At 68.5% G+C, this 22,757-nt stretch carries 23 protein-coding genes; 15 read left to right on the top strand and 8 right to left on the bottom strand.

The window, feature by feature from the left end; translation table 11 throughout:
- Window positions 1–63 precede the first annotated feature (63 nt).
- Window positions 64–759: a hypothetical protein gene (locus tag EER27_RS06060; protein ID WP_123087111.1), complete on the top strand. Its 696-nt coding sequence runs from the start codon at window positions 64–66 to the stop codon at window positions 757–759.
- A 163-nt stretch (window positions 760–922) separates the two neighbouring features.
- Window positions 923–1,771, top strand: coding sequence for an alpha/beta fold hydrolase (locus EER27_RS06055; protein WP_123087110.1), 849 nt, complete (start codon window positions 923–925; stop codon window positions 1,769–1,771).
- Between the two features lie 839 nt (window positions 1,772–2,610).
- Here the strand turns inward: EER27_RS06055 and EER27_RS06050 are convergent.
- The 7 genes from EER27_RS06050 to EER27_RS06020 all read right to left on the bottom strand — a co-directional run bounded on the left by EER27_RS06050 (window position 2,611) and on the right by EER27_RS06020 (window position 8,400).
- Window positions 2,611–3,360 (bottom strand): alpha/beta fold hydrolase, encoded by a 750-nt coding sequence (locus EER27_RS06050; RefSeq protein WP_190285671.1) that lies wholly within the window; start codon window positions 3,358–3,360, stop codon window positions 2,611–2,613.
- Between the two features lies 1 nt (window position 3,361).
- Window positions 3,362–4,093, bottom strand: a complete 732-nt coding sequence (locus EER27_RS06045; protein ID WP_123087108.1) for a DUF2058 domain-containing protein — start codon at window positions 4,091–4,093, stop codon at window positions 3,362–3,364.
- Between the two features lie 21 nt (window positions 4,094–4,114).
- On the bottom strand, window positions 4,115–4,345 hold the full coding sequence (locus EER27_RS06040) for a SlyX family protein (protein WP_123087107.1): 231 nt from the start codon (window positions 4,343–4,345) through the stop codon (window positions 4,115–4,117).
- Window positions 4,346–4,348: 3 nt separating this feature from the next.
- Window positions 4,349–5,689 carry a UDP-glucose dehydrogenase family protein gene (locus EER27_RS06035; RefSeq protein ID WP_123087106.1) on the bottom strand — a complete coding sequence of 447 codons (1,341 nt, stop codon included), beginning with the start codon at window positions 5,687–5,689 and terminating at the stop codon, window positions 4,349–4,351.
- 125 nt (window positions 5,690–5,814) lie between these two features.
- Window positions 5,815–6,657 (bottom strand): BamJ family beta-barrel-assembly machinery protein, encoded by an 843-nt coding sequence (gene bamJ / locus EER27_RS06030; protein ID WP_223807192.1) that lies wholly within the window; start codon window positions 6,655–6,657, stop codon window positions 5,815–5,817.
- A 120-nt stretch (window positions 6,658–6,777) separates the two neighbouring features.
- Window positions 6,778–7,737 (bottom strand): FKBP-type peptidyl-prolyl cis-trans isomerase, encoded by a 960-nt coding sequence (locus EER27_RS06025; RefSeq protein WP_123087104.1) that lies wholly within the window; start codon window positions 7,735–7,737, stop codon window positions 6,778–6,780.
- A gap of 123 nt (window positions 7,738–7,860) precedes the next feature.
- On the bottom strand, window positions 7,861–8,400 hold the full coding sequence (locus EER27_RS06020; protein ID WP_425480819.1) for a glutathione peroxidase: 540 nt from the start codon (window positions 8,398–8,400) through the stop codon (window positions 7,861–7,863).
- 147 nt (window positions 8,401–8,547) lie between these two features.
- On the opposite strand from EER27_RS06020, the gene EER27_RS06015 reads away from it, so the two are divergent.
- The 8 genes from EER27_RS06015 (at window position 8,548) to EER27_RS05980 (ending at window position 13,915) form a co-directional block, all read left to right on the top strand.
- A complete protein-coding gene (locus EER27_RS06015) occupies window positions 8,548–8,808 on the top strand; it encodes a hypothetical protein (protein ID WP_123087102.1) in 261 nt (86 codons plus the stop codon).
- A 2-nt stretch (window positions 8,809–8,810) separates the two neighbouring features.
- A complete protein-coding gene (locus EER27_RS06010; protein ID WP_123087286.1) occupies window positions 8,811–9,185 on the top strand; it encodes a GntR family transcriptional regulator in 375 nt (124 codons plus the stop codon).
- Window positions 9,182–10,066 carry an ABC transporter ATP-binding protein gene (locus EER27_RS06005; protein WP_123087101.1) on the top strand — a complete coding sequence of 295 codons (885 nt, stop codon included), beginning with the start codon at window positions 9,182–9,184 and terminating at the stop codon, window positions 10,064–10,066. The genes EER27_RS06010 and EER27_RS06005 overlap by 4 nt, the downstream gene beginning before the upstream one ends.
- Window positions 10,063–11,076: an ABC transporter permease gene (locus tag EER27_RS06000; protein ID WP_223807191.1), complete on the top strand. Its 1,014-nt coding sequence runs from the start codon at window positions 10,063–10,065 to the stop codon at window positions 11,074–11,076. Before EER27_RS06005 ends, EER27_RS06000 begins: the two co-directional genes overlap by 4 nt.
- Window positions 11,077–11,237: 161 nt before the next feature.
- Window positions 11,238–11,933: a GDSL-type esterase/lipase family protein gene (locus EER27_RS05995; protein WP_123087100.1), complete on the top strand. Its 696-nt coding sequence runs from the start codon at window positions 11,238–11,240 to the stop codon at window positions 11,931–11,933.
- 70 nt (window positions 11,934–12,003) lie between these two features.
- On the top strand, window positions 12,004–12,594 hold the full coding sequence (locus tag EER27_RS05990) for a DUF2884 family protein (RefSeq protein WP_190285670.1): 591 nt from the start codon (window positions 12,004–12,006) through the stop codon (window positions 12,592–12,594).
- A 95-nt stretch (window positions 12,595–12,689) separates the two neighbouring features.
- The gene (locus EER27_RS05985; protein WP_123087098.1) at window positions 12,690–13,286 is read left to right on the top strand and encodes a class I SAM-dependent methyltransferase; all 597 of its coding nucleotides are present in this window, start codon (window positions 12,690–12,692) and stop codon (window positions 13,284–13,286) included.
- Window positions 13,287–13,294: 8 nt separating this feature from the next.
- Entirely contained in the window at window positions 13,295–13,915 is a 621-nt protein-coding gene (locus EER27_RS05980) for a DedA family protein (RefSeq protein WP_190285669.1), read from the top strand.
- A gap of 25 nt (window positions 13,916–13,940) precedes the next feature.
- On the opposite strand, the gene EER27_RS05975 is transcribed toward EER27_RS05980, so the two are convergent.
- Entirely contained in the window at window positions 13,941–15,404 is a 1,464-nt protein-coding gene (locus EER27_RS05975; protein ID WP_123087096.1) for a class II fumarate hydratase, read from the bottom strand.
- A gap of 146 nt (window positions 15,405–15,550) precedes the next feature.
- Between EER27_RS05975 and purB the strand changes: the two genes are divergently transcribed.
- The 5 genes from purB to EER27_RS05950 all read left to right on the top strand — a co-directional run bounded on the left by purB (window position 15,551) and on the right by EER27_RS05950 (window position 22,732).
- Window positions 15,551–16,927: an adenylosuccinate lyase gene (gene purB, locus EER27_RS05970; RefSeq protein WP_123087095.1), complete on the top strand. Its 1,377-nt coding sequence runs from the start codon at window positions 15,551–15,553 to the stop codon at window positions 16,925–16,927.
- Window positions 16,928–17,074: 147 nt separating this feature from the next.
- Window positions 17,075–17,479 (top strand): DUF695 domain-containing protein, encoded by a 405-nt coding sequence (locus EER27_RS05965; protein ID WP_190285668.1) that lies wholly within the window; start codon window positions 17,075–17,077, stop codon window positions 17,477–17,479.
- Window positions 17,480–17,558: 79 nt separating this feature from the next.
- Entirely contained in the window at window positions 17,559–18,842 is a 1,284-nt protein-coding gene (locus EER27_RS05960; RefSeq protein WP_123087093.1) for a cupin domain-containing protein, read from the top strand.
- Window positions 18,839–19,744 (top strand): GNAT family N-acetyltransferase, encoded by a 906-nt coding sequence (locus EER27_RS05955; protein WP_123087092.1) that lies wholly within the window; start codon window positions 18,839–18,841, stop codon window positions 19,742–19,744. The genes EER27_RS05960 and EER27_RS05955 overlap by 4 nt, the downstream gene beginning before the upstream one ends.
- A 153-nt stretch (window positions 19,745–19,897) precedes the next feature.
- Window positions 19,898–22,732 carry a 2-oxoglutarate dehydrogenase E1 component gene (locus tag EER27_RS05950; RefSeq protein ID WP_123087091.1) on the top strand — a complete coding sequence of 945 codons (2,835 nt, stop codon included), beginning with the start codon at window positions 19,898–19,900 and terminating at the stop codon, window positions 22,730–22,732.
- Window positions 22,733–22,757: the final 25 nt, after the last annotated feature.

Raw genomic sequence — 22,757 nt, 5'->3', positions numbered from 1 at the left:
CGGGACCGGCCGTGCCACAGGCTAGGATGTCGATCCTCGTAGCCCAGACCTCGAACGACCCGCATGGACGACGCGACCGCCACCAGCAACGCCGCCTTCATCGAAAAACACGCCGCGCCCGGCCGGATCGGCCTGTGCGGCGGCCGGGACTTCATCAACAAGCTGATCCGCAAGGCGCAGGCGCCTCTGACCGCCGATGGGCACCGCAGCCTGTGGTCGCACGCCTTCATTTTCAGCGAACGTCGCGCCGACGGGCACTGGTGGGTCATCGAATCCGACCTGGACCTGCGCTACCGCCAGATCCGCCTGGGCGTGCAGGAAAACCGCGCCCAGCGCTACTTCGATGCCGACGCGTTCCCGAACCTGGCCATCCTCGACTTCGGCCTCGATGCCGATCAGGTTCGCCGCGTCCAGGTTGCCGGCCTGGACCTGCTGTCGGGTCTGTCGAGCTACTCGCTGGGCGAGCTGGCGGGCACGCTGATGGCAATGCACAGCACCCGGTTGCGACGACGCAGCAACCTGTTGGCCAAGGAAGGCGCGCTGTACTGTTCGGCGATGGTGCAGCACTGCTATGCAGCCGCGGGGATCGAATTCCTGCCTGGCGTGCACGGGAAGAATGTCGCGCCGCACGACATCGACGAATCGCCCGTGCCCCACCAGACCCATCGCATCCTGCGCGACCTGGGCGTGTCGAGCCTGCGCCGCTTCGCGCACGGGGCCAGCGCCCTGCTGGCCACCCCGATCGACGAACTGTTCTGACGCGACTGGTGTGACGACGGCCCTGGCCGTCGCATCGATGGGCGGGTGAACGGGCCCGGCTCTGCGTCCCGAGTTGTTCCGCGCTCCTGCCCGGAACGCCCGAACGCCGCCCACGGCCCGTTGCATACGCTACAGTACGGAATCTTCTCCGGACGCCGACCCGATGCAGGACCTGCTGCTGTTCTCGCATGCCAATGGCTTTCCGGCGCCGGTCTACCGGGTGATGCTGGAAGCGCTGGCCGGGCACTTCCGGGTCGTGCGGCCGGAGCGCATCGGCCACGACCCGCGCTACCCGGTCACCCGCGACTGGCCGCACCTCGTGGATGAGCTGTGCGCCCGCATCGACGGCCTGGACCTCGCCGGTCGCCGACTGTGGCTGGTCGGTCATTCGCTGGGCGGCTATCTCAGCATGATGGCCGCCAGCCGCCTGGCACGCCGCGTGGCCGGCGTGGTGATGATCGACTCGCCGCTGATCGCCGGCTGGCGCGCCCAGCTGGTTCGGTTGGGGCGTTGTACCGGACTGGACAGCCTGGTCATGCCGATCCGCGCCACCTTGCAACGTCGCAGGCACTGGCCGGACCGCGCAGCGGTACACGCGCACTTCGCCGCCAAGCCCGCGTTCGCGCGCTGGGACCCGCGCGTGCTGCACGACTACGTCGAACACGGCACCCGCGACGACGGCGATGGCGCGCGCGAGCTCGTGTTCCAGCGCGAGGTCGAACACCGCATCTACCGCACGCTGCCGATGGCCAGCAACGCGGTGCTCGCCCGTGGCCTGCAGGTTCCGGTGGGGTTTCTGGCCGGCACGCGATCGCGCGAGCTGCGTCACGCCGGATTGGACGCGACACGCGGGCTGGTCGGGCCGCACCTGTCGTGGGTCGAGGGCAGCCACCTGTTCCCGATGGAGCGTCCGGAAGAAACCGCGCAGGCTGTGCACGGCATGATCGGCCGCCTCGACGTCGTGCGCGGTCGATTGCACGAGGATGCACCGCGCAGGCACGCGACGGGTTGAGCGACGCCGGTCGCGGCGTGCGCGGCCCGTCCCTTCTCGTCTGCGGAAAGTTGCAGCCCGTCGACGAACGTTTCGATCTCCGCCGCGCATTCCGCGGGTCGCACCTGCAGGAACGTAGGATGGGTTGAGCAAAGCGATACCCATCGACCGGGGCCGAGAGGATCCAGATGCCGCCGCTTCCGGTGGTGGTCAGGGGGGCGCAATGCGACGCGGCGTTGAACCGTCGCATGCGTCGCTGTAGACGCGCCGCGTGATGGGTATCGCTGCGCTCAACCCATCCTACGTATCTCGCGCTCGGGATTGCGCCAGCTCCCCCACAGCACCGCAGGCACCACGCCAATGGGCACACGGCGCACCGACACGCAGGACACCAGCATCGACAGAATCGTAGGATGGGTTGAGCAACGCGATACCCATCGACCGGGGCCGAGAGGATCCAGATGCCGCCGCTTCCGGTGGTGGTCAGGGGGGCGCAATGCGACGCGGCATTGAACCGTCGCATGCGTCGCTGTCGAGGTGCCGCGTGATGGGTATCGCTGCGCTCAACCCATCCTACGTATCTCGCTCGGGATTGCGCCAGCTCCCCCACAGCACCGCAGGCACCACGCCAATGGGCACACGGCGCACCGACACGCAGGACACCAGCATCGACAGAATCGTAGGATGGGTTGAGCAAAGCGATACCCATCGGCCGGGGCCGAGAGGATCCAGATGCCGCCGCTTCAGTGGCAGTCGGGTCTCGACGCGATTCGCGGCGTTGAACCGTCGCATGCGTCGCTGTAGACGCGGCGCGTGATGGGTATCGCTGCGCTCAACCCATCCTACGTACTGGGGCGTCCCTACTCGTCTCTGGAAAGTTGCAGCCCGTCGACGAACGCTTCGATTTCCGCCGCGCATTCCGCGGGTCGAACCTGCAGCAGGAAGTGCGGCGCATCGAACCGGCGCAGCTTCGTCGAAGGCCGCTCGCGCTGTATCCGTCTGGCGGCACTGCCGGTAATCAACCGGTCGCACGCGGCCTGCAGGTAGATCAGTGGCAGCCGGGCGGGAAGCGCCGCCAGGTCCACGCTGACGGAAAGCGCGGCACGCACCCGCGCCGAAAGCACTGTCGGCTCAACCAATGCCAGGCTCCGCGCCAGCAACGCCTCCCGCTCGGAATTCGCCCAGCGCCCCCACAGCACCGCAGACACCACGCCAATGGGCACGCGGCGCGGCGACACCCACGACGCGAGCGTCGACAGCAGCGGCTTGACCGGCAACGGCAGCGTCGCGAACGACGCCGCAAGCACCACGCCACGAAGGTCCGGCCCACCCTGCGCCGCCAGGCGCAGCGCGATCGGACCGGAGAACGATTCGGCTACCAGCACGTACGGGCGTCGAGGCAGGCGATCGCGCACGTAATCGGTCAGCTCGGCGTAGCCGAGCGCGCGATCGCGCGGATAGGTAAGCAGGTGCACGTCGAACCGCGCCGTCAGCGCGGTGACGAATTCGTCCAGCAACAGGCCGGTGGCTTCGAGCCCCGGCAGCAACACCAGCACCGGTCGCGCCGTGCCAGGGCCCTGGGCCCTGGCGCGGTGCGCGACCGGGATCACGTCACCACACCAGGTCGTCGGGCACCTGGTACTGCGGATCGGCGTAGGGGTCTTCGGATGCCGGTGCGTTGGGATCGACCTTCAGCGCAACGGCGGGCGCGAACACCGCCTCGACCTGTGCCAGCAGCTCCGCCGTCACCAGCACGTAGCGGCCGTCCATCTGCAGCACGCCAAGCTCGCCGGCGTTGAGCGCCTTGAGCTGTTCGGCGGTGACGTACACGCGCTTGATCTTGCCGCCGTACGGGAAATGCCGGGCGATCTCGGCGTCGGCGACGTTGAGTCCCTGGCCCTTCACCAACTCGGTGACCTTGGCACGCGCCTCGCGACGCAGGCGCGCCTCTTCCTGCTTGGCCTGCTCGGCCTTGATGCGCTCGTCCTTCTCGCGTTGGGCACGGATGGCGTAGGCCTTGGCAAGGTCGATGTCCTCGCGCGAGCGCGGCGCCCCCTGCCCGGAACGCGGCGTACCGGGCTTGCCCGGCGACGCGTGGCGACCCGACGCAGGCTTGCCGGCACCGGGCTTGCCCGCACCGGGCCTGTCGCCGCCGGGACGGCGACCGGGCTCGTGACGGTTTCCGCCGGGCCGGCGCTCACCGCCCGGCTGCGCTGCAGCGCGTGCACCGGGCTTGCGTTCGCCGGCGTTTCCGCCGCCCGAACGGCTGGGCGCGCTGCGCTCAGGTTGTGGGGCCGGCTTGAAACCCAGGCCGAGAAGTTGATCGCGGAGGTTGTGGCTCATGGTGGCGATTCGTGACGCGGGTCAGTAGTGCGGCGGGGGTGGTTCGCTGGCCGGATCGGCCGACAGCGGGTTCGCAGACATGGCACTGCGCAACTGGCGCAACTCGTCCAGTGCGCGATGCAGCAGCAGCGCGGTACGGGCTTCCTCGTCACGCGCCGCGGCCAGCGCATCGCTGAGCTCGCCCAGCGCATGCTCCTGGAACGCCAGGCGCGTCTCGAGTTCGACCAGCCGCTGTTCGATCGGATCGGGCACGGCTCAGGCCTGTCGCACCGAACGACCGCGGCCGATGCCGTAGTAGGCGATGCCGGCGGCCTCGACCTCATCGGGGTGGTAGAGATTGCGACCGTCGAAGATCACGCTGTCTGCCACTGCCTGACGGATGCGCGCGAAGTCCGGGCTGCGGAACTGCTTCCACTCCGTCAGCACCACCAGCGCATCGGCATCGGCCAGCGCGGCGTGCGCCGAATCGCACAGCACCAGGTCCTCGCGCTCGCCGAACACGCGCTGCGCTTCGTGGCTGGCTTCCGGGTCGTAGGCACGCACGGTGGCGCCGGCTTCCCACAACTGGGCCAGCAGGCGGCGGCTGGAAGCCTCGCGCATGTCGTCGGTGTTGGGCTTGAACGCCAGGCCCCAGACGGCGACGGTCTTGCCGGCGACGCTGCCACCGTAGTGCTGCAGCATCAGGTCGAACAGATGGCCCTTCTGGCTTTCGTTCACCGCCTCGACCGCGCCAAGCAGGCGCGCGTCATACCCGTTGTGATGCGCGGTGCGCGCGAGCGCCTGCACGTCCTTGGGGAAGCACGAGCCACCGTAGCCGGCGCCCGGGTAGATGAAGTGCCAACCGATGCGCGGGTCCGAACCGATGCCCTGGCGGACCATCTCGATATCGGCACCCACGCGCTCTGCGATGTTGGCCATCTCGTTCATGAAGCTGATCTTGGTCGCCAGCATCGCGTTGGCGGCGTACTTGGTCAGTTCGGCCGAACGCACGTCCATCACCACGATGCGTTCGTGGCTGCGGTTGAACGGCGCGTACAGGCGCTTGAGCCGGTCGATCGCGACCTGGCTGCTGGCACCGATCACGATGCGATCGGGGCGCATGCAGTCGTTGACCGCGTCGCCTTCCTTGAGGAATTCGGGGTTGGAGGCGACATCGAATGCGATCTCGACGCCGCGCTTGGTCAACTCGGCCGCGATCGCGGCGGTGACCTTGTCGGCGGTGCCGACCGGGACGGTCGACTTGTCGACCACCACCACCGGGCGCTCGAGGTGCTGGCCGATCGTGCGCGCCACGGCCAACACGTACTGCAGGTCGGCGCTGCCGTCTTCGTCGGGCGGCGTGCCAACGGCAATGAACACCACGTCGCCATGGCCCACGGCGCTGGCGGCATCGGTGGTGAAGCGCAGGCGGCCGGCGGCGTGGTTGGCCTTGACCATCGGCTCCAGGCCGGGTTCGTAGATCGGCACGATGCCGTTGTTGAGGCCGTCGACCTTGGCCGCGTCGATATCGACGCAGATCACGTCATGGCCGACGTCGGCAAGGCAGGTTCCGGTGACGAGACCGACATAGCCGGTGCCGAAGATGGTGACGCGCATGGTGCGGATTCCGTGTCGGGGGGCTTGGACCGCCGCAGTGTCTACGGCGACGACGACAGCGCCGTTGCGGCGCTGCCGTCGGTGGGGCGCGGGAAACCGCGCCCGGGTCGATCAATGTTGGTGGATCAGTGCGCGGCGTGGTCGCCGCCGGCCTGCGGCGCGCCGGGACCCTGTGCCTGGCCCGCGCCACCCTTGGCGATGTCGAGCAGTTCGACTTCGAACACGAGCGTGGCGTTCGGGCCGATCGGGCCACCCGGGGTGCCCTGCTCGCCGTAACCGAGCTTGCTGGGGATCCAGAACTTGTACTTGCTGCCGACCGGCATCAGCGCGATGCCTTCCTGCCAGCCCGGCACCACCTGCTGCAGCATGAACTCGGCCGGCTCACCACGGGTGTAGGAGCTGTCGAACTCGGTGCCGTTGAGCAGGGTGCCCTTGTAGTGCACGCGCACGTTGTCGGTGGCGGCCGGCTTGGCGCCCTTGCCTTCGGTGATGACCTGGTACTGCAGGCCCGAAGCAGTGGTCTTGACGTCCGGCTTCTTGCCGTTGGCAGCCAGGAAGGTCTCGCCTTCGGTGAGGTTCTTCTTGGCCGCGGCCATCATCTCGGCAATGCGCTTGGCCTGGATCTTCGCCGCAAACGCTTCACGGACCTGCGCGGTCTGGGCTTCGTCCATCAGCGGCTTGCCGCCCTCGAGCGCCGTCTTCATCGCCTTGTTGATCGTCGCCAGGTCGATGTCGTCCTTGACCGTTTCGAGGGTCTTGGCGATATCGAGGCCGATCATGTAGCTGGCCTGCTGCTTCTCGGTGGCCAGGCCGGGGATCTTCAGGGCGTCACCGGGCTTGCCGGCTTCGGCGGCTTCGGGCGCCTTGGCGGCGTCCTTGTCCTTGTCGCCGGGCTTGCAGGAGGTGGCAACCAGGGCCAGCGAGGCCACGGCCAGCGCGGTCATGGCGAGTCGGGGGAAAGACTTCATCGAGTGGAACTCCGTTGAGTGGCTGACGCGCAGGCAGGGGATCGACGCGGCAAGGGAAAGTCGGGGAAGCACGAAACGTACCGGAAGCGGAATGTGTCGCGGCGCAGCTGAACGTTGCCGTTATTGCACGATTTCGAGCAGCTCGACATCGAACACGAGGGTCGCGTCGGGACCGATCGGACCACCCGGCGTGCCACGCGGGCCGTAGGCCAGCTCGCTGGGAATCCAGAAGCGGTACTTGCCGCCGACCGGCATCAGGCCCAGACCTTCGGTCCAGCCTGCGATGACCTGGCCCAGGCCAAACTCGGTCGGCTGGCCGCGGCCGTAGGAGCTGTCGAACTCGGTGCCATTGAGCAGCGTGCCCTTGTAGTGCACGCGGACGCGATCGTTGATCGTCGGACGCGCGCCCGAACCCTGGCGAAGCACCATGTACTGCAGGCCGGACGGCGTGCTGAACACACCCTTCTGCGACTTGTTGGTTTCCAGGAACGCCGGGCCCTCTTCGCGATTGCGCGCGCCGACGGCGGCCGCGGCCTGCTGGGCCTGGCTCTGGCGCTGCTGATCGGCGGCCTGCATCTTCTCGCCGAAGGCCTTGCCGATTGCGACCAGTTCGGCCTCGCTCAGCAGCAGGGGCTCCTTGGCGAGCGACGTACGCACAGCCTGCACCAGCACCGCCACGTCGAGTTCGGCCTTGATCGGGGCAAGCGAACGACCCACGTCGCCGCCCACCAGATAGCCCACCTTCTCCTTGGACACTTCCGGCACCGCGGCGCCTTCCGGTGCCTGGCCATTGCGCGCAGCGATGCGCGCCATCAATGCCTGGCCTACGGTCGGGGTCTCGGCTTCGGGCAGCAGCGACTTGCCGGTGGCGAATACGTTCTCGATGGAACGACGGAACGCGGCGATGTCCATGTCCGCGGCGATCGGGCCGATCGAGCGGGCGACATCGGCGCCCACCATGTAGCTGTTCTTTTCACGTTCGGTGGTCAGCACGGTCTTGTCCTGGGCAATAGCGGCCGCGCTGGTCAGCGCAATGGCGGTGGTAAGCAACGCGGCAGCGCCGCGCACGATGGCCTTCATCCGGAACCTACTCCTGTCGGACGCCGCAGCGCGACGCGAAGCGGGCATTGTCGCGATCCGGGCTGGTCGCGGCAATGATCGCCGTCACCGCATTCAATGCCAGGGCGCGAGCGTATCGCCGGCTCAAGGGCGCGGCGCGGCCAGTGCGGCCTCGACCGCGGCCACGAGCGCCGGATCGTCGGGACGCGTGGCGCTGCCGAAGGTCGCAATCAGGCGGCCATCGCGGCCCACCAGATACTTGTGGAAGTTCCACTTCGGCGGCTGGCCGGAAGCGCGCGCGAGTTCCCGGTACAGCGGCGTCGCCTGTTCGCCGACCACGTGCACCTTCTCGAACATCGGGAACTTCACGCCGTAGGTCAGCGTGCAGAACTGCTGGATCTGCGATTCGTCCTCGAACTCCTGCTCGCGGAAGTCGCCGGACGGAAAGCCCAGCACCGCGAAGCCGCGCGGCCGATAGCGTGCGTGCATTGCCTCCAGGCCCTCGAACTGCGGCGTGAAGCCGCACTTGCTGGCGGTGTTGACCACCAGCAGCACCTCGCCGGCGTAGGCAGTGCCCAGATTGACCGGGGTGCGCCCGGCCAGGGGCCGGAAAGCGTGGTCGAGCAGGCCGTCGGTAGCCACGGCAGCCCCCGCGACCAGGGCCAGGCAGGCGGAAACGGCGATCAGGAAGGTGCGGCGGCGCATTGCGGGCATCCCGAGATTGGCGGGTCGGGAGTATGCCTTCAGTTGGGTAGGCGGGGTGTTGACGGGGAGAATCTTGGTGTTATAGTTGACTACAACACCTACAGACCAACGAGCAGGACGTTCGCCATGAACCGCAAGCTCCTCAACCCGCCCGCCCTGCTCCTGTCCGGCAGCGCCCTGCTCCTGACCGGCCTGATTGCCCTCTCCAGCCCGCTCGCCGGGTCGGACCGGGCCATCGGCTCGGTGGGGTCGACGGGCCTGGACGGTCGTACCACCGCTCTGGCCGCCCGGGCAGACAACGAGTCCCAGCGTAACCTCCGCCGCGCCAGCCGCCGCAGCCGGCACACGCTGGTGATGCCCTACTTCTCTTTTGCACCGCGGGGATGAACATGACCGCCATTCAATGGAGCGACGGCGCTCCCATCTACCGCCAGCTGAAGGAGCGCGTCGTCGCGATGATGCTCGACGGGCTCCTCAAGCCCGGCGACGCGCTGCCCTCGGTCCGCCAGGTCGCGGCCGAGTACCAGCTCAACCCAATCACCGTCTCGCGCGCCTATCAGGAACTGGCGGACGAGGCACTCGTGGAAAAACGCAGGGGACTAGGCATGTACGTCACGGAAGGGGCATCGCAAAAACTGCTGTCGAGCGAGCGCGAGCGGTTTCTGCGCGAAGAATGGCCGCTGGTGCTGGAACGCATCCTGCGCCTGGGGCTGACCCCTGCGGAGCTGCTGTCCAGTGGCACGGCCACGGAAGGTGCGCAATGAACGCCCCCACCCCGACCACCAGCAACCTGGTCGCCAGCGCACGTGGCCTGCGCAAGGCCTACAAGAACAAGCTGGCGCTCAACGACACCTCGCTGGACATCCCGACCGGCCGCATCGTCGGCCTGATCGGACCCAACGGCGCCGGCAAGACCACCGCCCTCAAGGCGATGCTCGGACTGATCCCGTTCGAGGGCCAGTTCAACGTGCTCGGCCTGGATCCGCGTACCCAGCGCGACGAACTGATGCGCGATGTGTGCTTCATCGCCGACGTTGCCGTGCTGCCGCGCTGGATGCGCGTCGCCGACGCCATCGAGTTCGTGGCCGGCGTGCACCCGCGCTTCGATCGCGACCGCTGCAACCGCTTCATGGCCGGCACCCAGCTGACGCCGAAGATGCGCGTGCGGGAAATGTCCAAGGGCATGATCGTGCAGTTGCACCTGGCGCTGGTGATGGCCATCGACGCCAAGCTGCTGGTGCTGGACGAGCCGACCCTCGGCCTGGACATCCTCTACCGCAAGCAGTTCTACCAGCGCCTGCTGGAGGATTACTTCGACGAGGACAAGACGATCGTCATCACCACCCACCAGGTCGAGGAGATCGAGCACATCCTCACCGACGTGATGTTCATCCGCGACGGCAAGATCGTGCTGACCTCGGACATGGAATCGCTGGGCGAACGCTTCACCGAAGTGCTCGTCAGCGCCGACCAGCTCGACAACGCGCGCGCACTCAAGCCGCTGGACGAACGCTCCCTGCCGTTCGGCAAGACCGTGATGCTTTTCGACGGCAGCACGCCGCAGCAGCTCGAGGCGCTGGGCGAATCGCGCACGCCGGGCCTGGCCGACCTGTTCGTCGCCACCATGAAGGGGACCTACGCATGAACGCGATCGATCTCAATTCCGACAGCGGCGTCCCCGTGGCGCGACGTGCGGTCGCCGCCGTGCACCCCACCCACACCTTCCGCCTGCTGTTGCGCCGGGAGTTCTGGGAGCACAAGGGCGGATTCCTCTGGGCGCCGGTGATCACCGGCGGCATTGCCGCGCTGCTGGCGGTGCTGGTGGTGATCGCCGGCAGCCTGTTGGGCAGCAAGGCCCGCAACGAGTTCGACTTCGATGGCGACATCGCCGAGTTCTCGCGCGGCATCGGCATGCTCGGCGACGGCATGCTGCTGGTTGGTATCGGGCTCACCGGCCTGGTGCTCGCGTTCGTGGTGTTCTTCTACGCGCTGGGCTCGCTGTACGACGACCGCCGCGACCGCAGCATCCTGTTCTGGAAATCGATGCCGATCTCGGACACGCAGGTGGTGCTGTCCAAGGCCGCCTGGGCCCTGCTGCTGGCGCCGGCGATCTCGATCGCGATCGGCATCGCCCTCGGCATGGTGTTCTGGGTGATCGGGTTCTTCACGATCAACGTCAATGGCGTGCCCGGCGGCATGGCACTGCTGACCCACTCCCATCCGCTGCGCATCATCGGCGAGGCCATCGTGTCGCTGCCGCTGCAGATGCTCTGGTCGCTGCCCGCCGTCGGCTGGCTGATGATGTGCTCGGCCTGGTCCAAGCGCGTTCCGTTCCTGTGGGCCGCACTGGTTCCGATCCTGGCCTGCACCATCGTCAGCATGCTCGACATCTTCCCGGGCGTGGAAATCCCGCACGGCAAGATCTGGTACACGGTGGTCTACCGCGGCCTGCTGAGCGTGGTCCCGGGCACCTGGGTGCCGGGCAACGTCGGCGACATCGGTGACATCAACGGCCCGGCGGAATTGTCGCGTCTGGTCAACGTCGACGCCGGCCTCTCGGCACTGGGTAGCGCAGACCTCTGGATCGGCGCGGTGCTGGGCGCGGCCATGATCTTCACCGCGATCCGCCTGCGCCGCTGGCGCGACGAGGGCTGATGCCCCGACGGCGCCCCCTCGGCTTCTGCCTGGGGCGCCTGCCCGGGGCGCCCGCCCGGGCGCCGCATGCGGCAGCCCAAGGCCTGATTGCCCTGCCCGGCAGTCCCGGCTCGATAACAGAACTCGCAAACTGACACGCAAAGGAGCGCACCTTGAAACCAATGAAAACGCTGTTGCTGGCACTGACCCTGGCCACCGTCGCGCCCCCTGCCCTGGCCGCCCCTGCCCTGGCCGCCCCGGCGCAAGCTCCCGATAGTGTGCTGATCCTCGGCGACAGCCTGAGTGCAGCACACCGGATGGACGAGGAGGCCGGCTGGGTCGCCCTGCTGGGCAAGCGCCTGGCCACCGAAACCGCCACCCCGCCCGCGATCCACAACGTCAGCCGCGGCGGCAAGACGCTGGCCGATGGACTGACTGAACTGCCCGCCCTGCTGGTTCGGCACCACCCCGATGTCGTGGTGATCGAACTGGCTGGCAACGACGCGATCCTGGGCGTTCCGGCCGAGCACATCGAGCGCGATCTGTCGGCGCTGGTCGACCTGGCCCAGGCCAGCGGCGCCAAGGTCACCATCCTGGGCTTCGCGCTGCCGCCAATGTTCGACAAGGACGGCTCGGCCGCGATGCTGCGCGGGGTCTACGAGAAGGTGGCCCGCAACCAGGACGTGACCCTGCTTCCCTCGCTGCTGGCCGGTATTTCCGACACCCCGGCGCTGCTGCAGGACGATGGCGTCCATCCCAATGCCGCCGCGCAGCCGAAGGTGCTGGACAACGCCTGGGGCACGTTGCGTCCGCTGCTGGTCGACGCCTCCGCCGCAACGCTTGCCGCTCCGGCCGGCGCGGCGACACGCAGCAAGTAATCCGGACTCTGGCCGACGCCGCGCCCGAAGGTGCGGCGCGGTCCCGCCATCCAACCAAGGAAGCCGTGCGATGAGACCCCGTGCGATGAATCGCCTCAAGAACCACGCTGCACCCACCACGCTGCTCGCACTGTGCCTGGCCCTGGGCCTGGTCCTGGTTGGCTGCAACCGCACCGACACCGCCTCGTCCAGCGCGTCCGACACGGGCAAGCCCGGTCGCGGGCTGGTGGTGGGCAATCTCTCGCTGGATGGCGGGACCATCACTGTCGGCGCCGACAACGGCAGCCGCGCGCGCATCGCCCCCAACGGCGATCTGAGCATCGATGGCAAGCAGGTCGCGCTGACGGCCGAACAACGCGCCCTGACCCTGCGCTATCGCGCTCAGCTGGAAACGATGGTGGCCGAGGGCGCCAAGGTCGGCGCGGCCGGCGTGGCCCTGGCAGGGAAGGCGATCGGCTCGGTGGTCGAAGGCCTGGCCACCGGCAACCCGGATGGGATCGGCGACAAGATCGACGCCGAAGCCGGCAAGCTGGAAACCCAGGCCAAGCAGCTGTGCCTGCGTGCCAAGGACATCCAGCAGGCGCAGGACGCGCTGGTCGCCGCGCTGCCGGAATTCCAGCCGTTCGCCAAGATCGACCACGACGACAACGACTGCCGTTGAGTTCCCCTCGCCACAGGCCGGTGGGCAGCGGATTGTCCACGCCTCCCGCCGGCCCCATGTGGCAATGCGCCCTCGATCCACGGACGGTTTCCTGCATGCAATCCCCACCCGCACCGGGCTGGCTCGGCTTCCTCCGCGCCGCCGCCGCCAGCCCACGTCGGATCGGTGCCATCGCACCCTCCGGCCCCGCACTTGCCAGCCTGATCACCCGTGACGTCGACCCCGGCAAGGCGCCCGTGCTGGAACTGGGTCCCGGCACCGGCAGCTTCACGCGCGCGCTGCTTGGCCGCGGCCTGGCCGAGTCCGATCTGACCCTGGTCGAGTACGAGGAGCACATGGCGGTGCGCCTGGCCAACGCCTTTCCGCAAGCGCGGGTACTGCACGCCGACGCCGCGCGCCTGACGCGCATCCGGCTGCTCGCGCCGGCCAGCTTTGGACTGGTGATCAGCGGCCTGCCGCTGCTGAACCTCACGTTGGCCAAGCTGGTGGCCATCGTTCGCGGCGCGATGTCGTTGCTGCGTCCGGGCGGCCACTTCTACCAGTTCACCTACGGGCCCACCTGCCCGGTACCGCGGCGCGTTCTGGCGCGCCTGGACCTGCAGGCGCATCGCATTGGCGGCACCTTGCTTAACCTGCCGCCGGCAAGCGTCTACCGGATCGGCCCGCGCACGGCGCTGGCAGCGCGACCATGAGCACCGCCATGCACCTGCCTGCTTTCGCTGTCGAGATCCTGTCGTGGGGGCTGCTGGGCATCGGGTTGCTGTCGCTGATCGAAAAGCTCATCCCGATCATTCCTTCGTACGTGCTGTTCGTGTTCCTGGGCATGGCCGCCGTTGCCGGCCCCGGCGAGCTTGCCGCGGTGATCGCGGTGAGCACCCTGGGTTCGGTGATCGGTGGGCTGGCCTGGTTCACCCTGGGCCGGGCGCTGGGCGAACAACGCGCCGAATCGGCCGTGCAACGGTACGGACGCTACGTGCTGCTCAGCCCCGGACTGTTCGAGCGGATGAAGCGCTCCTACCAGCGCAATGCCGTGGTGGTGACGCTGGTCGGCCATGCGATCCCGGTGGTGCGGTTCTACCTGCCGCTACCGGCCGGTGTGCTGTCCATCCGCTGGATGGACTTCGTGCTGGCCAGCGCCGCCGGCTGCCTGGTCTGGAACGCCGCGCTGCTGAGCATCGGCTATGCAGTGCGCCACAGCGGCCTGCCGCCGGTGCAGGTGGGCATCTGGGTGGTGCTGGGCCTGCTGGCCCTGGAGGGCGGCGGCGTTGCCCTGCTGCGCTGGTACCACGCACGCCGCCGTCGGGGCATGGCGTCGGCCTGAGCGGCCGGCGGCCGGCCCCTGCCGCTCAGCCGCCCCCACCTCCGCCACCGGCGGCAATGCCACCGCGCGTCAGCGCGGCAGGATCGAGCAGGCGACGCAGGGTCTTCTCGTCCAGGCCGCTGCGTTCGAGCGCGACGTCGAGCACCGGCCGGCCTTCCTTGTAGGCCTGCTTGGCGATCGCTGCGGCCAGTTCATAGCCGATGATCGGGTTCAGCGCGGTGACCAGGATCGGGTTGCGCTCCAGCGCCTCGCGCACGCGCTCGCCACGCACGCGAAGCCCCGCAATCGCCTCGTCGGCCAACAGTTGCATGGCATTGCCCAGGAGGCGGATCGAATCGAGCAGGTCGAACGCGATCAGCGGCAGCATCACGTTGAGCTGGAAGTTGCCGCTCTGCCCGGCCACGGTGATGGCGGCGTGGTGGCCGATCACCTGCGCGCACACCATGCACAGCGCCTCCGGGATCACCGGGTTGACCTTGCCCGGCATGATCGAGCTGCCCGGCTGCAAGGCCGGCAGCTCGATCTCGCCCAACCCCGCCAGCGGCCCGGAGTTCATCCAGCGCAGGTCGTTGCCGATCTTCATCAACGCCACCGCCAGCGCGCTGAGTTGGCCGGACAGTTCCACCGCGTCGTCCTGTGCGGCGATGCCTTCGAAGGTGTTGGCGGCGGCCTCGAATTTCGTGCCCGACAGCGACGAGAGCGTCTTCGCCATCGCCTTGCCGAATCGCGGGTCGGCGTTGATTCCGGTGCCGATCGCGGTGCCGCCGATCGGCAGGCGCCGCAGCCGCTTCAAGGCGTCCTCGATGCGCCCCTGCGCCGACTGCAGCTGCGCCGACCACGCACCGAACTCCTGCCCGAACGTCAACGGCATCGCGTCCATGAGGTGGGTGCGGCCGGTCTTGGTGATCTTTCCCAGCGACTTCGCGCGCCGGTCGATGGTGCGGCGCAGGTGCGTCATCGCCGGCAGCAGGTGCTCGACGGTGGCCAGCTGCGCAGACACGCGGATGGCGGTGGGAATGACGTCGTTGGAACTCTGCCCGAGGTTGACGTGGTCATTGGGGTGCACGGCCGCGCCGCGGCCCTTGCCCGCTTGCGTCGCCAGCGTCGCAATGACCTCGTTGGCGTTCATGTTGCTGGACGTGCCCGAGCCGGTCTGGAACACGTCGATCGGAAAGTGCGCGTCGTACTGGCCATCGGCAACCGCCAGCGCCGCCTTGCCGATGGCCGTCGCCTGGCCCTTGCCAAGCAAGCCGAGCCCGCCGTTGACCTGCGCCGCGGCGGCCTTGATCAGGCCCAGTGCACGGATGAATTCTCGCGGCATCGGCTGGCCGGAAATCGGGAAATTCACCACCGCGCGCTGGGTCTGCGCACCCCACAGTGCCTCGATCGGTACGCGCAGCGTGCCCATGCTGTCGTGTTCGAGCCGGTAGCCGGCGGCTGTGGCGTCGGTGGCATCGGCGGGCGGGGTGTCCTTGGTCCTGGTGGCCATCACGGTGTCTCGCAGGGGAATGGATCGAGCTTACGCCGGCTTCGCCGTCTTCCCGCAGCAGCCCAGGCTGCCTGCAAGGGCATCCGGGCCTCGCCGCGGAGCGGGCGCTGTAGAATGCCCGCCCTGTTTCCCGCTGCCCTGCCCCCATGCCCGCCACTGCCGAAATCCACCTGCTCGCCCTGTCCCCGCTCGATGGCCGCTACGCCGGCAAGGTCGACGCGTTGCGCCCGATCTTCTCCGAGTTCGGCCTGATCAAGGCCCGCGTCAAGGTCGAGGTGGAGTGGCTGCTGGCGCTGGCCAACGAGCCGGGCATCGTCGAGCTCAAGCCGTTCTCGGCCGATGCCGTGGCGCGCCTGCGCCAGTTCGCCGATGGCCTGACGGTCGCTGACGCCGCACGCGTCAAGGAGATCGAGCGCACCACCAACCACGACGTCAAGGCCGTCGAGTACCTCATCAAGGAAAAGCTCAAGGACGACGCGGAGCTGGGCCCGGCGCTGGAGTTCGTGCATTTCGCGTGCACCTCCGAGGACATCAACAACCTCAGCTACTCGCTGATGCTCAACGAAGCGCGCAACACCGTGCTGCTGCCCAAGCTGGACGAGCTGATCGGCAAGCTGCGCGCGATGGCGCACGAGCACGCCGGCCTGCCGATGCTGTCGCGCACGCACGGCCAGACCGCCTCGCCGACCACCGTCGGCAAGGAACTGGCCAACGTGGTGGCGCGCCTGCAGCGTCAGCGCGACACGCTGGTGGCCGCGCCGATGCCGGGCAAGATCAACGGCGCGGTGGGCAACTACAACGCCCACGTCGCGTCCTACCCGGACATCGACTGGGCGACGTTTGCACAGGGTTTCGTGCAGTCGCTGGGCCTGACCTGGCAGCCCTACACCACCCAGATCGAACCGCACGACGGCATCGCCGAGCTGTGCGACGTCGCCAAGCGCATCGACACGATCGCCATCGACCTGTGCCGCGACATCTGGGGCTACATCTCGCTGGGTTACTTCAAGCAGGCGGTCAAGGCCGGTGAAGTGGGCAGCTCGACGATGCCGCACAAGGTCAACCCGATCGACTTCGAAAACGCCGAGGGCAACTTCGGCATCGCCAGCGCCCTGTTCGAGCACTTCGCCGCCAAGCTGCCGATCAGCCGCTGGCAGCGCGACCTCACCGACTCGACCGTGCTGCGCGCGCTCGGCACCGCCTTTGGCCATGCGCTGATCGGCTTCGACGCACTGCTGCGTGGCCTGGGCAAGCTCAGCGCCAACCCGGAACGCCTGGCCGCCGACCTGGATGCCTCGTGGGAAGTGCTGGCCGAAGCCGTGCAGACGGTGATGCGCCGTCATGGCCTGCCCAGCCCGTACGAGCAGCTCAAGGCGCTGACGCGCGGCCACGGCATCAACCGGGCGTCGATGCGCGAGTTCATCGCCTCGCTCGATCTGCCGGCCGACGACAAGCAACGCCTGCTCGACATGACCCCGGGCAGCTACAGCGGCCTGGCCGAACAGCTCGCCAAGGGCATCTGACCTCGGCCCGCCGACGCCACCGAAGACGCGCGCCGCAAGGAACGCGCTTCGCTGGCGCCAGCGCAGATCCGGCCAGCGGGACCACTTACCCGCGCAGCCAGCCCGCCGATTCCCGCCCTCAATTCGATCAGCATGGTGGACGCCACGATGGCAAGCAATCTCAACTGGACCAGTGCCAGCCACGAAGGCGACGACGGCATCTCGACCGTGCGCCTTCGCCAGCTCGACGCGTCGTTCAACTTCCGCGCCCTGCCCGAGCGCCTGAACCTGCTGTGGAACGGCGCCGACACCGATGCCGGTCGCGACGCCATGGCGCGCTTCGAGCAGCGCGTGCTGGCCCGCCTGGCCAACGACGAGGACACGGCGCTGGTGCTCGTGTTCGTCGAACCCGACCACGGCGAATTCGTGTTCCACAGCCGCAGCACCACCGCCTTCCTGGCGATGCTGGAGTCCCTGGAACAGGAATCGGCGCCGTACCCGATCGAGATCGACCACGAGTCCGATCCCGACGGCCAGTTCTACCGCGACTACGCCGCCGAACTGCGGGGCTGAGCCGGGCGGCGTCCGCTCACCTCCGGACAGGCCGCCCCACCACGCGCGATCGCCGGACCACCAACGGACCCGACCCCTCATGAGCAAGCCCCGCCAACCCGCCCGCCAGAAAGCCGCCGCGCCCGCGCTGCCGATCGAGGTCGACGCCCGCCGTCTGCCGCCGCTGGGCATGCCGCCGGCCACGTTCCTGCGCGACTACTGGCAGAAGCGGCCGTTGCTGATCCGCAACGCGTTTCCGGACTACCTCTCGCCGATCCAGCCCGAGGACCTGGCCGGATTGGCCTGCGAGGAAGCGGCGCTGTCGCGCATCGTCATGCACGACCGCGACACGGACCACTGGAGCGTGCGCCACGGGCCGTTCGACGAGGCCGAGTTCCCCGGCATGCCCCACCAGGACTGGACCCTTCTGGTGCAGGACGTCGACAAGTGGGACGCCGACGTGGCCGGGCTGATCGACGCGTTCGACTTCCTGCCGCGCTGGCGCATCGACGACATCATGGTGTCGTTCGCCGCGCCCGGCGGTTCGGTGGGCGCGCACGTCGACCAGTACGACGTGTTCCTGCTGCAGGCCCAGGGCCACCGCCGCTGGCAGATCGACGCCTGCGTGGCCACCGGCAATGGCGCGTCGCCGCTGGCATTCCGCAACGACGTCGAGATCAAGCTGCTGCGCGAGTTCACCCCCAGCCACGAGTGGCTGCTGGGCCCCGGCGACATGCTGTACCTGCCGCCCGGCGTGCCGCACCACGGCGTGGCCGAGGACGCCTGCCTGACGTTCTCGGTGGGCATGCGCGCACCGTCGGCCGCCGAGTTGCTGGGCGACTTCGTCGACACCCTGGCCGCGGACGCCGACGAGGCACTGCGCTACGCCGATCCGGACCTGCAGCCGGCCGGCGATCCGGCGCAGATCGACGACGCGGCGATGACGCGCGCGATCGAGGCGTTGAATCTGCTGCGCATGAACGACCCCGAGCGCCTGGGCGACTGGTTCGGTCGCTTCATCACCCTCTACCGCAACGCCGGCGAAGTGCTCGCCGGCGCCACGCCGCGCTCGCGGATCGAGGTCGAATGGGACCTCGAACACGGCGGCCAGCTGTGGCGACACCCGTACTCGCGCATGGCCTGGCGCAAGGCCGGACGCGGCGCACAGTTGTACGTCAACGGCCAGGACTCCACGCTGCCGTTACGCGACGCGCGCATCATCGCCAATGCCGCGATGCTGGATGGCCAGGCCTATGCGGCACTATCGGAGACCGGCCGTGACCGCGTGATCGAGCTGCTCGGCAGCGGCCACTACAACCTGCAGATGCCCGGCGACGACGAGGACGACGTCGCCCAGGACAGCCACGACGGGACACGACAATGAACACACTGCCGCAGTTCCAGGTCGAGGTCGTCGAGTTCGCGGCTGCGGTCGCGCAGCTGCATGCGGTGCGTGAGCGGGTGTTCGTGCAAGAGCAGCAGGTACCGGTCGAGCTCGAGCGCGACGCCATCGACCCGCTGTGCCGACACGTGCTGGTGCGCGACGCGCACGGCCAGCCGATCGGCACCGGCCGCCTGACGCCGGACCACCGCATCGGCCGCATGGCGGTGGTGCGCGAATGGCGTGGCAAGGGCATCGGCGAGGCGATGCTGCGGACGCTGGTCGATGAAGCCCGCCGAATGGGCTGGCACGAGCTGGGCCTGCACGCGCAGGTCTCGGCGATCGGCTTCTACGCCCGTCATGGGTTCCTGCCGCAGGGTCCGCGCTTCAACGAGGCCGGCATCGAGCACCAGACGATGCGCAGCCTGGTCGACGCGGCCAATCCGGTGGAAAACCGCGATGCGGCGTGCGCGGCCATGCTGGGCCTGATCGCGGGTTGCCGGCGCGTGCTGCGCATCTACAGCCGTGAGCTCGACCCGGGACTGCTGGATACCCCCGAGGTCATGACCGCACTGCGCCGCTTCGCCACCGGCGATGGCGAGGTGCGTGTGCTGTTGCACGATCCGGCTGCACCGCAGCGCGCCCTGGCGCCGATGCTGGGCCTGGCGCAGCGTCTGCCCAGCGCATTCGCGTTCCGCGCGATCGAGGAGCCGGTCGACCGCGAATACGCGCCGGCCTACGCGGTCAACGATGCCGGCGGCTACTACTTCCGCACGCTGGGCCACCGTTTCGACGGCGAAACCCGCCTGGATGCCGCCCCACGCGTGCGCCAGCTGTGCGCCGCGTTCGACCCGGTCTGGGAGCGCGCCCGGCCCTGCAGCGAGTTCCGCGCACTGGGCATCTGAGCGCGACCTGACGCGCGCCGGAACATCTGTGACTCAAGTGTTCGCCGTTCCGGCGCAAGCTGCCGCTATAATTCCGGCCCTTGTGTGCCTCCGGCGCGGCCTGCACGCGCCCGGGCATACCCAAATCGCCCCCCGAGAGATCCCGATACCGTCGTGGACAGCCTTCTCAAGCAGTTCTCCCAGTCCTCCCAGCTCGGCGCCAATGCCGCCTACATCGAAGACCTGTACGAGCAGTACCTGGTCGATCCCGACAGCGTCGGGACCAAATGGAAGGCGTACTTCGACGACTTCAAAGGCCGGGAGGCCGGGGATGTGCCGCATTCGGCGGTCATCGACGCGATCGCGGTCGCCGGCAAGGCCGCCGCGCGCGGCGTGGTCTCCGGCGGTGCCGGGCCCGGCGCCGGCGACGAACGCGAGCGCCAGGTCGGCAAGCTGATCACCGCCTACCGTTCGCGCGGCCACCTGGGCGCCGACATCGACCCGCTGGGCCTGCTCGAGAAGCCCGACGCCCCGGACCTCCAGCTGGGCTTCCATCGCCTGTCCGAAAGCGACCTGTCGGGCGAGTTCAGCACCGGCGGCGTCGCCGGCAACGAGCGCATGAAGCTCGGCGACCTGCTCGCGCTGCTCAAGTCCACCTACACCGGCTCGATCGGTGCGGAGTTCATGCACATCACCGACGCCGAGCAGCGCCGCTGGGTGTATGAGCGTCTCGAGAAGGCCGGCGGCAAGTTCGGCCGCAGCGTCGAAGACAAGAAGCGCATCCTCGAACGCCTCACCGCCGCCGATGGCCTCGAGCGTTACCTGGGCACCAAGTACGTCGGCCAGAAGCGCTTCTCGCTGGAAGGCGGCGATGCGCTGATCCCGTTGATGGACGTCACCGTGCGCCGCGCCGGCGAACAGGGCGTCAAGGACGTCGTGATCGGCATGGCCCACCGCGGCCGCCTCAACGTGCTGGTCAACACCCTGGGCAAGCCGCCGCGCCACCTGTTCGACGAGTTCGAAGGCAAGTTCGAGCACGTCCACAGCGATCTCGCCCACGCCGGCGACGTCAAGTACCACATGGGCTTCAGCGCCGATGTCGCCACCCCGGGCGGTCCGGTCCACCTGGCGCTGGCGTTCAACCCGTCGCACCTGGAGATCGTCAATCCGGTGGTTGCCGGTAGCGTGCGCTCGCGCCAGACCCGCCGCGGCGACGCCGGGCGTGGCCAGGTCCTGCCCATCCTGCTGCACGGCGACGCCGCGTTCGCCGGCCAGGGCGTGGGCATGGAACTGCTGCAGATGTCGCAGGCTCGCGGCTTCGCGGTTGGCGGCACCGTCCACATCGTCATCAACAACCAGGTCGGCTTCACCACCAGCGAGCGCCAGGACGCGCGTTCCACGCTGTACTGCACCGACGTGGCCAAGATGGTCGGCGCGCCGATCCTGCACGTGAACGGTGACGACCCGGAAGCGGTGGTGTTCTGCGCCGAGCTGGCGCTCGACTTCCGTCAACGCTTCGGCAAGGACGTGGTCATCGACCTGGTCTGCTACCGCCGCAACGGCCACAACGAGGCCGACGAGCCGGCGGCAACGCAGCCGGTGATGTACCAGGTGATCCGCAAGCACAAGACGCCGCGCGAGCTGTACGCCAACCGCCTGATCGCCGACGGCAGTCTGACCGCCGAGGAGGCGCAGGCGCTGGTCGACGGGTACCGCGACAAGCTCGACCAGGGCACGGTCACCACCGACCTGGTGTCGGTCACGCCCGACGAATTCACTGTCGACTGGTCGTCCTTCCTCAAGGGCCGCATCACCGATCCGGTCGACACCACGTTCGAACGCGCCCGTCTCGACGCGCTGGCCCTGGCGATCAACACGATCCCCGACGAGGTCAAGCTGCACGCGCGTGTCGCCAAGATCTACGACGACCGTCGCAAGATGGCCGCCGGCGATCAGGCCGGCGACTGGGGCTTTGCCGAAAACCTCGCCTACGCCACCTTGCTGGACGAAGGCTACAAGCTGCGCCTGGTGGGTCAGGACTGCGGTCGCGGCACGTTCTTCCACCGTCACGCGATCCTGCACGAACAGTCCACCGACGATTACTACCTGCCGCTGCGCCAGCTGGTGAAGACGCCCACGGACCTGGCGATCATCGACTCGCTGCTCAGCGAGGAAGCGGTGATGGCGTTCGAGTACGGCTACGCCACCGCCGATCCCATGACGCTGGACATCTGGGAAGCGCAGTTCGGCGATTTCGCCAACGGCGCCCAGGTGGTCATCGACCAGTTCCTGTCGTCGGGCGAGGCCAAGTGGGGCCGCCTGTGCGGCCTGGCGCTGTTCCTGCCGCACGGTTACGAAGGCCAGGGCCCGGAGCACAGCTCCGCCCGCCTGGAGCGTTTCCTGCAGCTGTGCGCGCTCGACAACATGATGGTGTGCACGCCCACCACCCCGGCGCAGGCGTACCACATGATCCGCCGGCAGATGCGCATGACCACGCGCAAGCCGCTGGTGGTGATGACGCCCAAGTCGCTGCTGCGCCACAAGCTGGCGGTGTCGTCGCTGGACGAGCTGGCCAAGGGCGAGTTCCAGCAGCTGATCCCGGACACCGTCGCCAATGCCAAGAAGGCCAAGCGCGTGGTGGTCTGCGGCGGCAAGGTGTACTACGACCTGCTGGAAGACATGCACAAGCGTGGCGCCGACGACGTGGCGCTGGTCCGCGTGGAACAGCTGTACCCGTTCCCGCGCGAGGAGCTTGCCGTCGAGCTCAAGCGCTTCAGCGCGGCCACCGACGTGGTGTGGTGCCAGGAGGAACCGCAGAACCAGGGTGCGTGGTACCAGATCCGCCACCACCTGTCGGCCTGCCTCCAGGGCAAAGCACTGCACTACGCCGGTCGCCAGCGTTCGCCGTCGCCCGCTGCGGGACACTTCTCCGACCACGTCGTCGAGCAGGCACAGCTCGTCGCCGATGCGCTGGTGAACCCGCTGCGTGGCGAGAGCTGCTCGGAGTAAGGACATCGGAATAAGGACAAGCAGG

The organism is Montanilutibacter psychrotolerans (genome assembly GCF_003719825.1).
Taxonomy (GTDB): domain Bacteria; phylum Pseudomonadota; class Gammaproteobacteria; order Xanthomonadales; family Xanthomonadaceae; genus Montanilutibacter; species Montanilutibacter psychrotolerans.
The sequence above is the reverse complement of the archived record's forward strand: the minus strand, read 5'-3'. Positions and strand labels throughout refer to the sequence as shown.

What these genes read in the sequence shown, in the direction of transcription:
- EER27_RS06005 (WP_123087101.1), top strand. Translation starts at nt 9,182, where the DNA reads ATGAACGCCCCCACCCCGACCACCAGCAACCTGGTCGCCAGCGCACGT.
- EER27_RS06010 (WP_123087286.1), top strand. Translation starts at nt 8,811, where the DNA reads ATGACCGCCATTCAATGGAGCGACGGCGCTCCCATCTACCGCCAGCTG.
- EER27_RS06025 (WP_123087104.1), bottom strand. Translation starts at nt 7,737, where the DNA reads ATGAAGGCCATCGTGCGCGGCGCTGCCGCGTTGCTTACCACCGCCATT.
- EER27_RS05965 (WP_190285668.1), top strand. Translation starts at nt 17,075, where the DNA reads ATGGCAAGCAATCTCAACTGGACCAGTGCCAGCCACGAAGGCGACGAC.
- EER27_RS05975 (WP_123087096.1), bottom strand. Translation starts at nt 15,404, where the DNA reads ATGGCCACCAGGACCAAGGACACCCCGCCCGCCGATGCCACCGACGCC.
- EER27_RS06060 (WP_123087111.1), top strand. Translation starts at nt 64, where the DNA reads ATGGACGACGCGACCGCCACCAGCAACGCCGCCTTCATCGAAAAACAC.
- bamJ (WP_223807192.1), bottom strand. Translation starts at nt 6,657, where the DNA reads ATGAAGTCTTTCCCCCGACTCGCCATGACCGCGCTGGCCGTGGCCTCG.
- EER27_RS05990 (WP_190285670.1), top strand. Translation starts at nt 12,004, where the DNA reads ATGAGACCCCGTGCGATGAATCGCCTCAAGAACCACGCTGCACCCACC.
- EER27_RS06045 (WP_123087108.1), bottom strand. Translation starts at nt 4,093, where the DNA reads ATGAGCCACAACCTCCGCGATCAACTTCTCGGCCTGGGTTTCAAGCCG.
- EER27_RS06015 (WP_123087102.1), top strand. Translation starts at nt 8,548, where the DNA reads ATGAACCGCAAGCTCCTCAACCCGCCCGCCCTGCTCCTGTCCGGCAGC.
- EER27_RS06035 (WP_123087106.1), bottom strand. Translation starts at nt 5,689, where the DNA reads ATGCGCGTCACCATCTTCGGCACCGGCTATGTCGGTCTCGTCACCGGA.
- EER27_RS06055 (WP_123087110.1), top strand. Translation starts at nt 923, where the DNA reads ATGCAGGACCTGCTGCTGTTCTCGCATGCCAATGGCTTTCCGGCGCCG.
- EER27_RS05960 (WP_123087093.1), top strand. Translation starts at nt 17,559, where the DNA reads ATGAGCAAGCCCCGCCAACCCGCCCGCCAGAAAGCCGCCGCGCCCGCG.
- EER27_RS05985 (WP_123087098.1), top strand. Translation starts at nt 12,690, where the DNA reads ATGCAATCCCCACCCGCACCGGGCTGGCTCGGCTTCCTCCGCGCCGCC.
- purB (WP_123087095.1), top strand. Translation starts at nt 15,551, where the DNA reads ATGCCCGCCACTGCCGAAATCCACCTGCTCGCCCTGTCCCCGCTCGAT.
- EER27_RS06000 (WP_223807191.1), top strand. Translation starts at nt 10,063, where the DNA reads ATGAACGCGATCGATCTCAATTCCGACAGCGGCGTCCCCGTGGCGCGA.
- EER27_RS05980 (WP_190285669.1), top strand. Translation starts at nt 13,295, where the DNA reads ATGCACCTGCCTGCTTTCGCTGTCGAGATCCTGTCGTGGGGGCTGCTG.
- EER27_RS05955 (WP_123087092.1), top strand. Translation starts at nt 18,839, where the DNA reads ATGAACACACTGCCGCAGTTCCAGGTCGAGGTCGTCGAGTTCGCGGCT.
- EER27_RS05995 (WP_123087100.1), top strand. Translation starts at nt 11,238, where the DNA reads ATGAAAACGCTGTTGCTGGCACTGACCCTGGCCACCGTCGCGCCCCCT.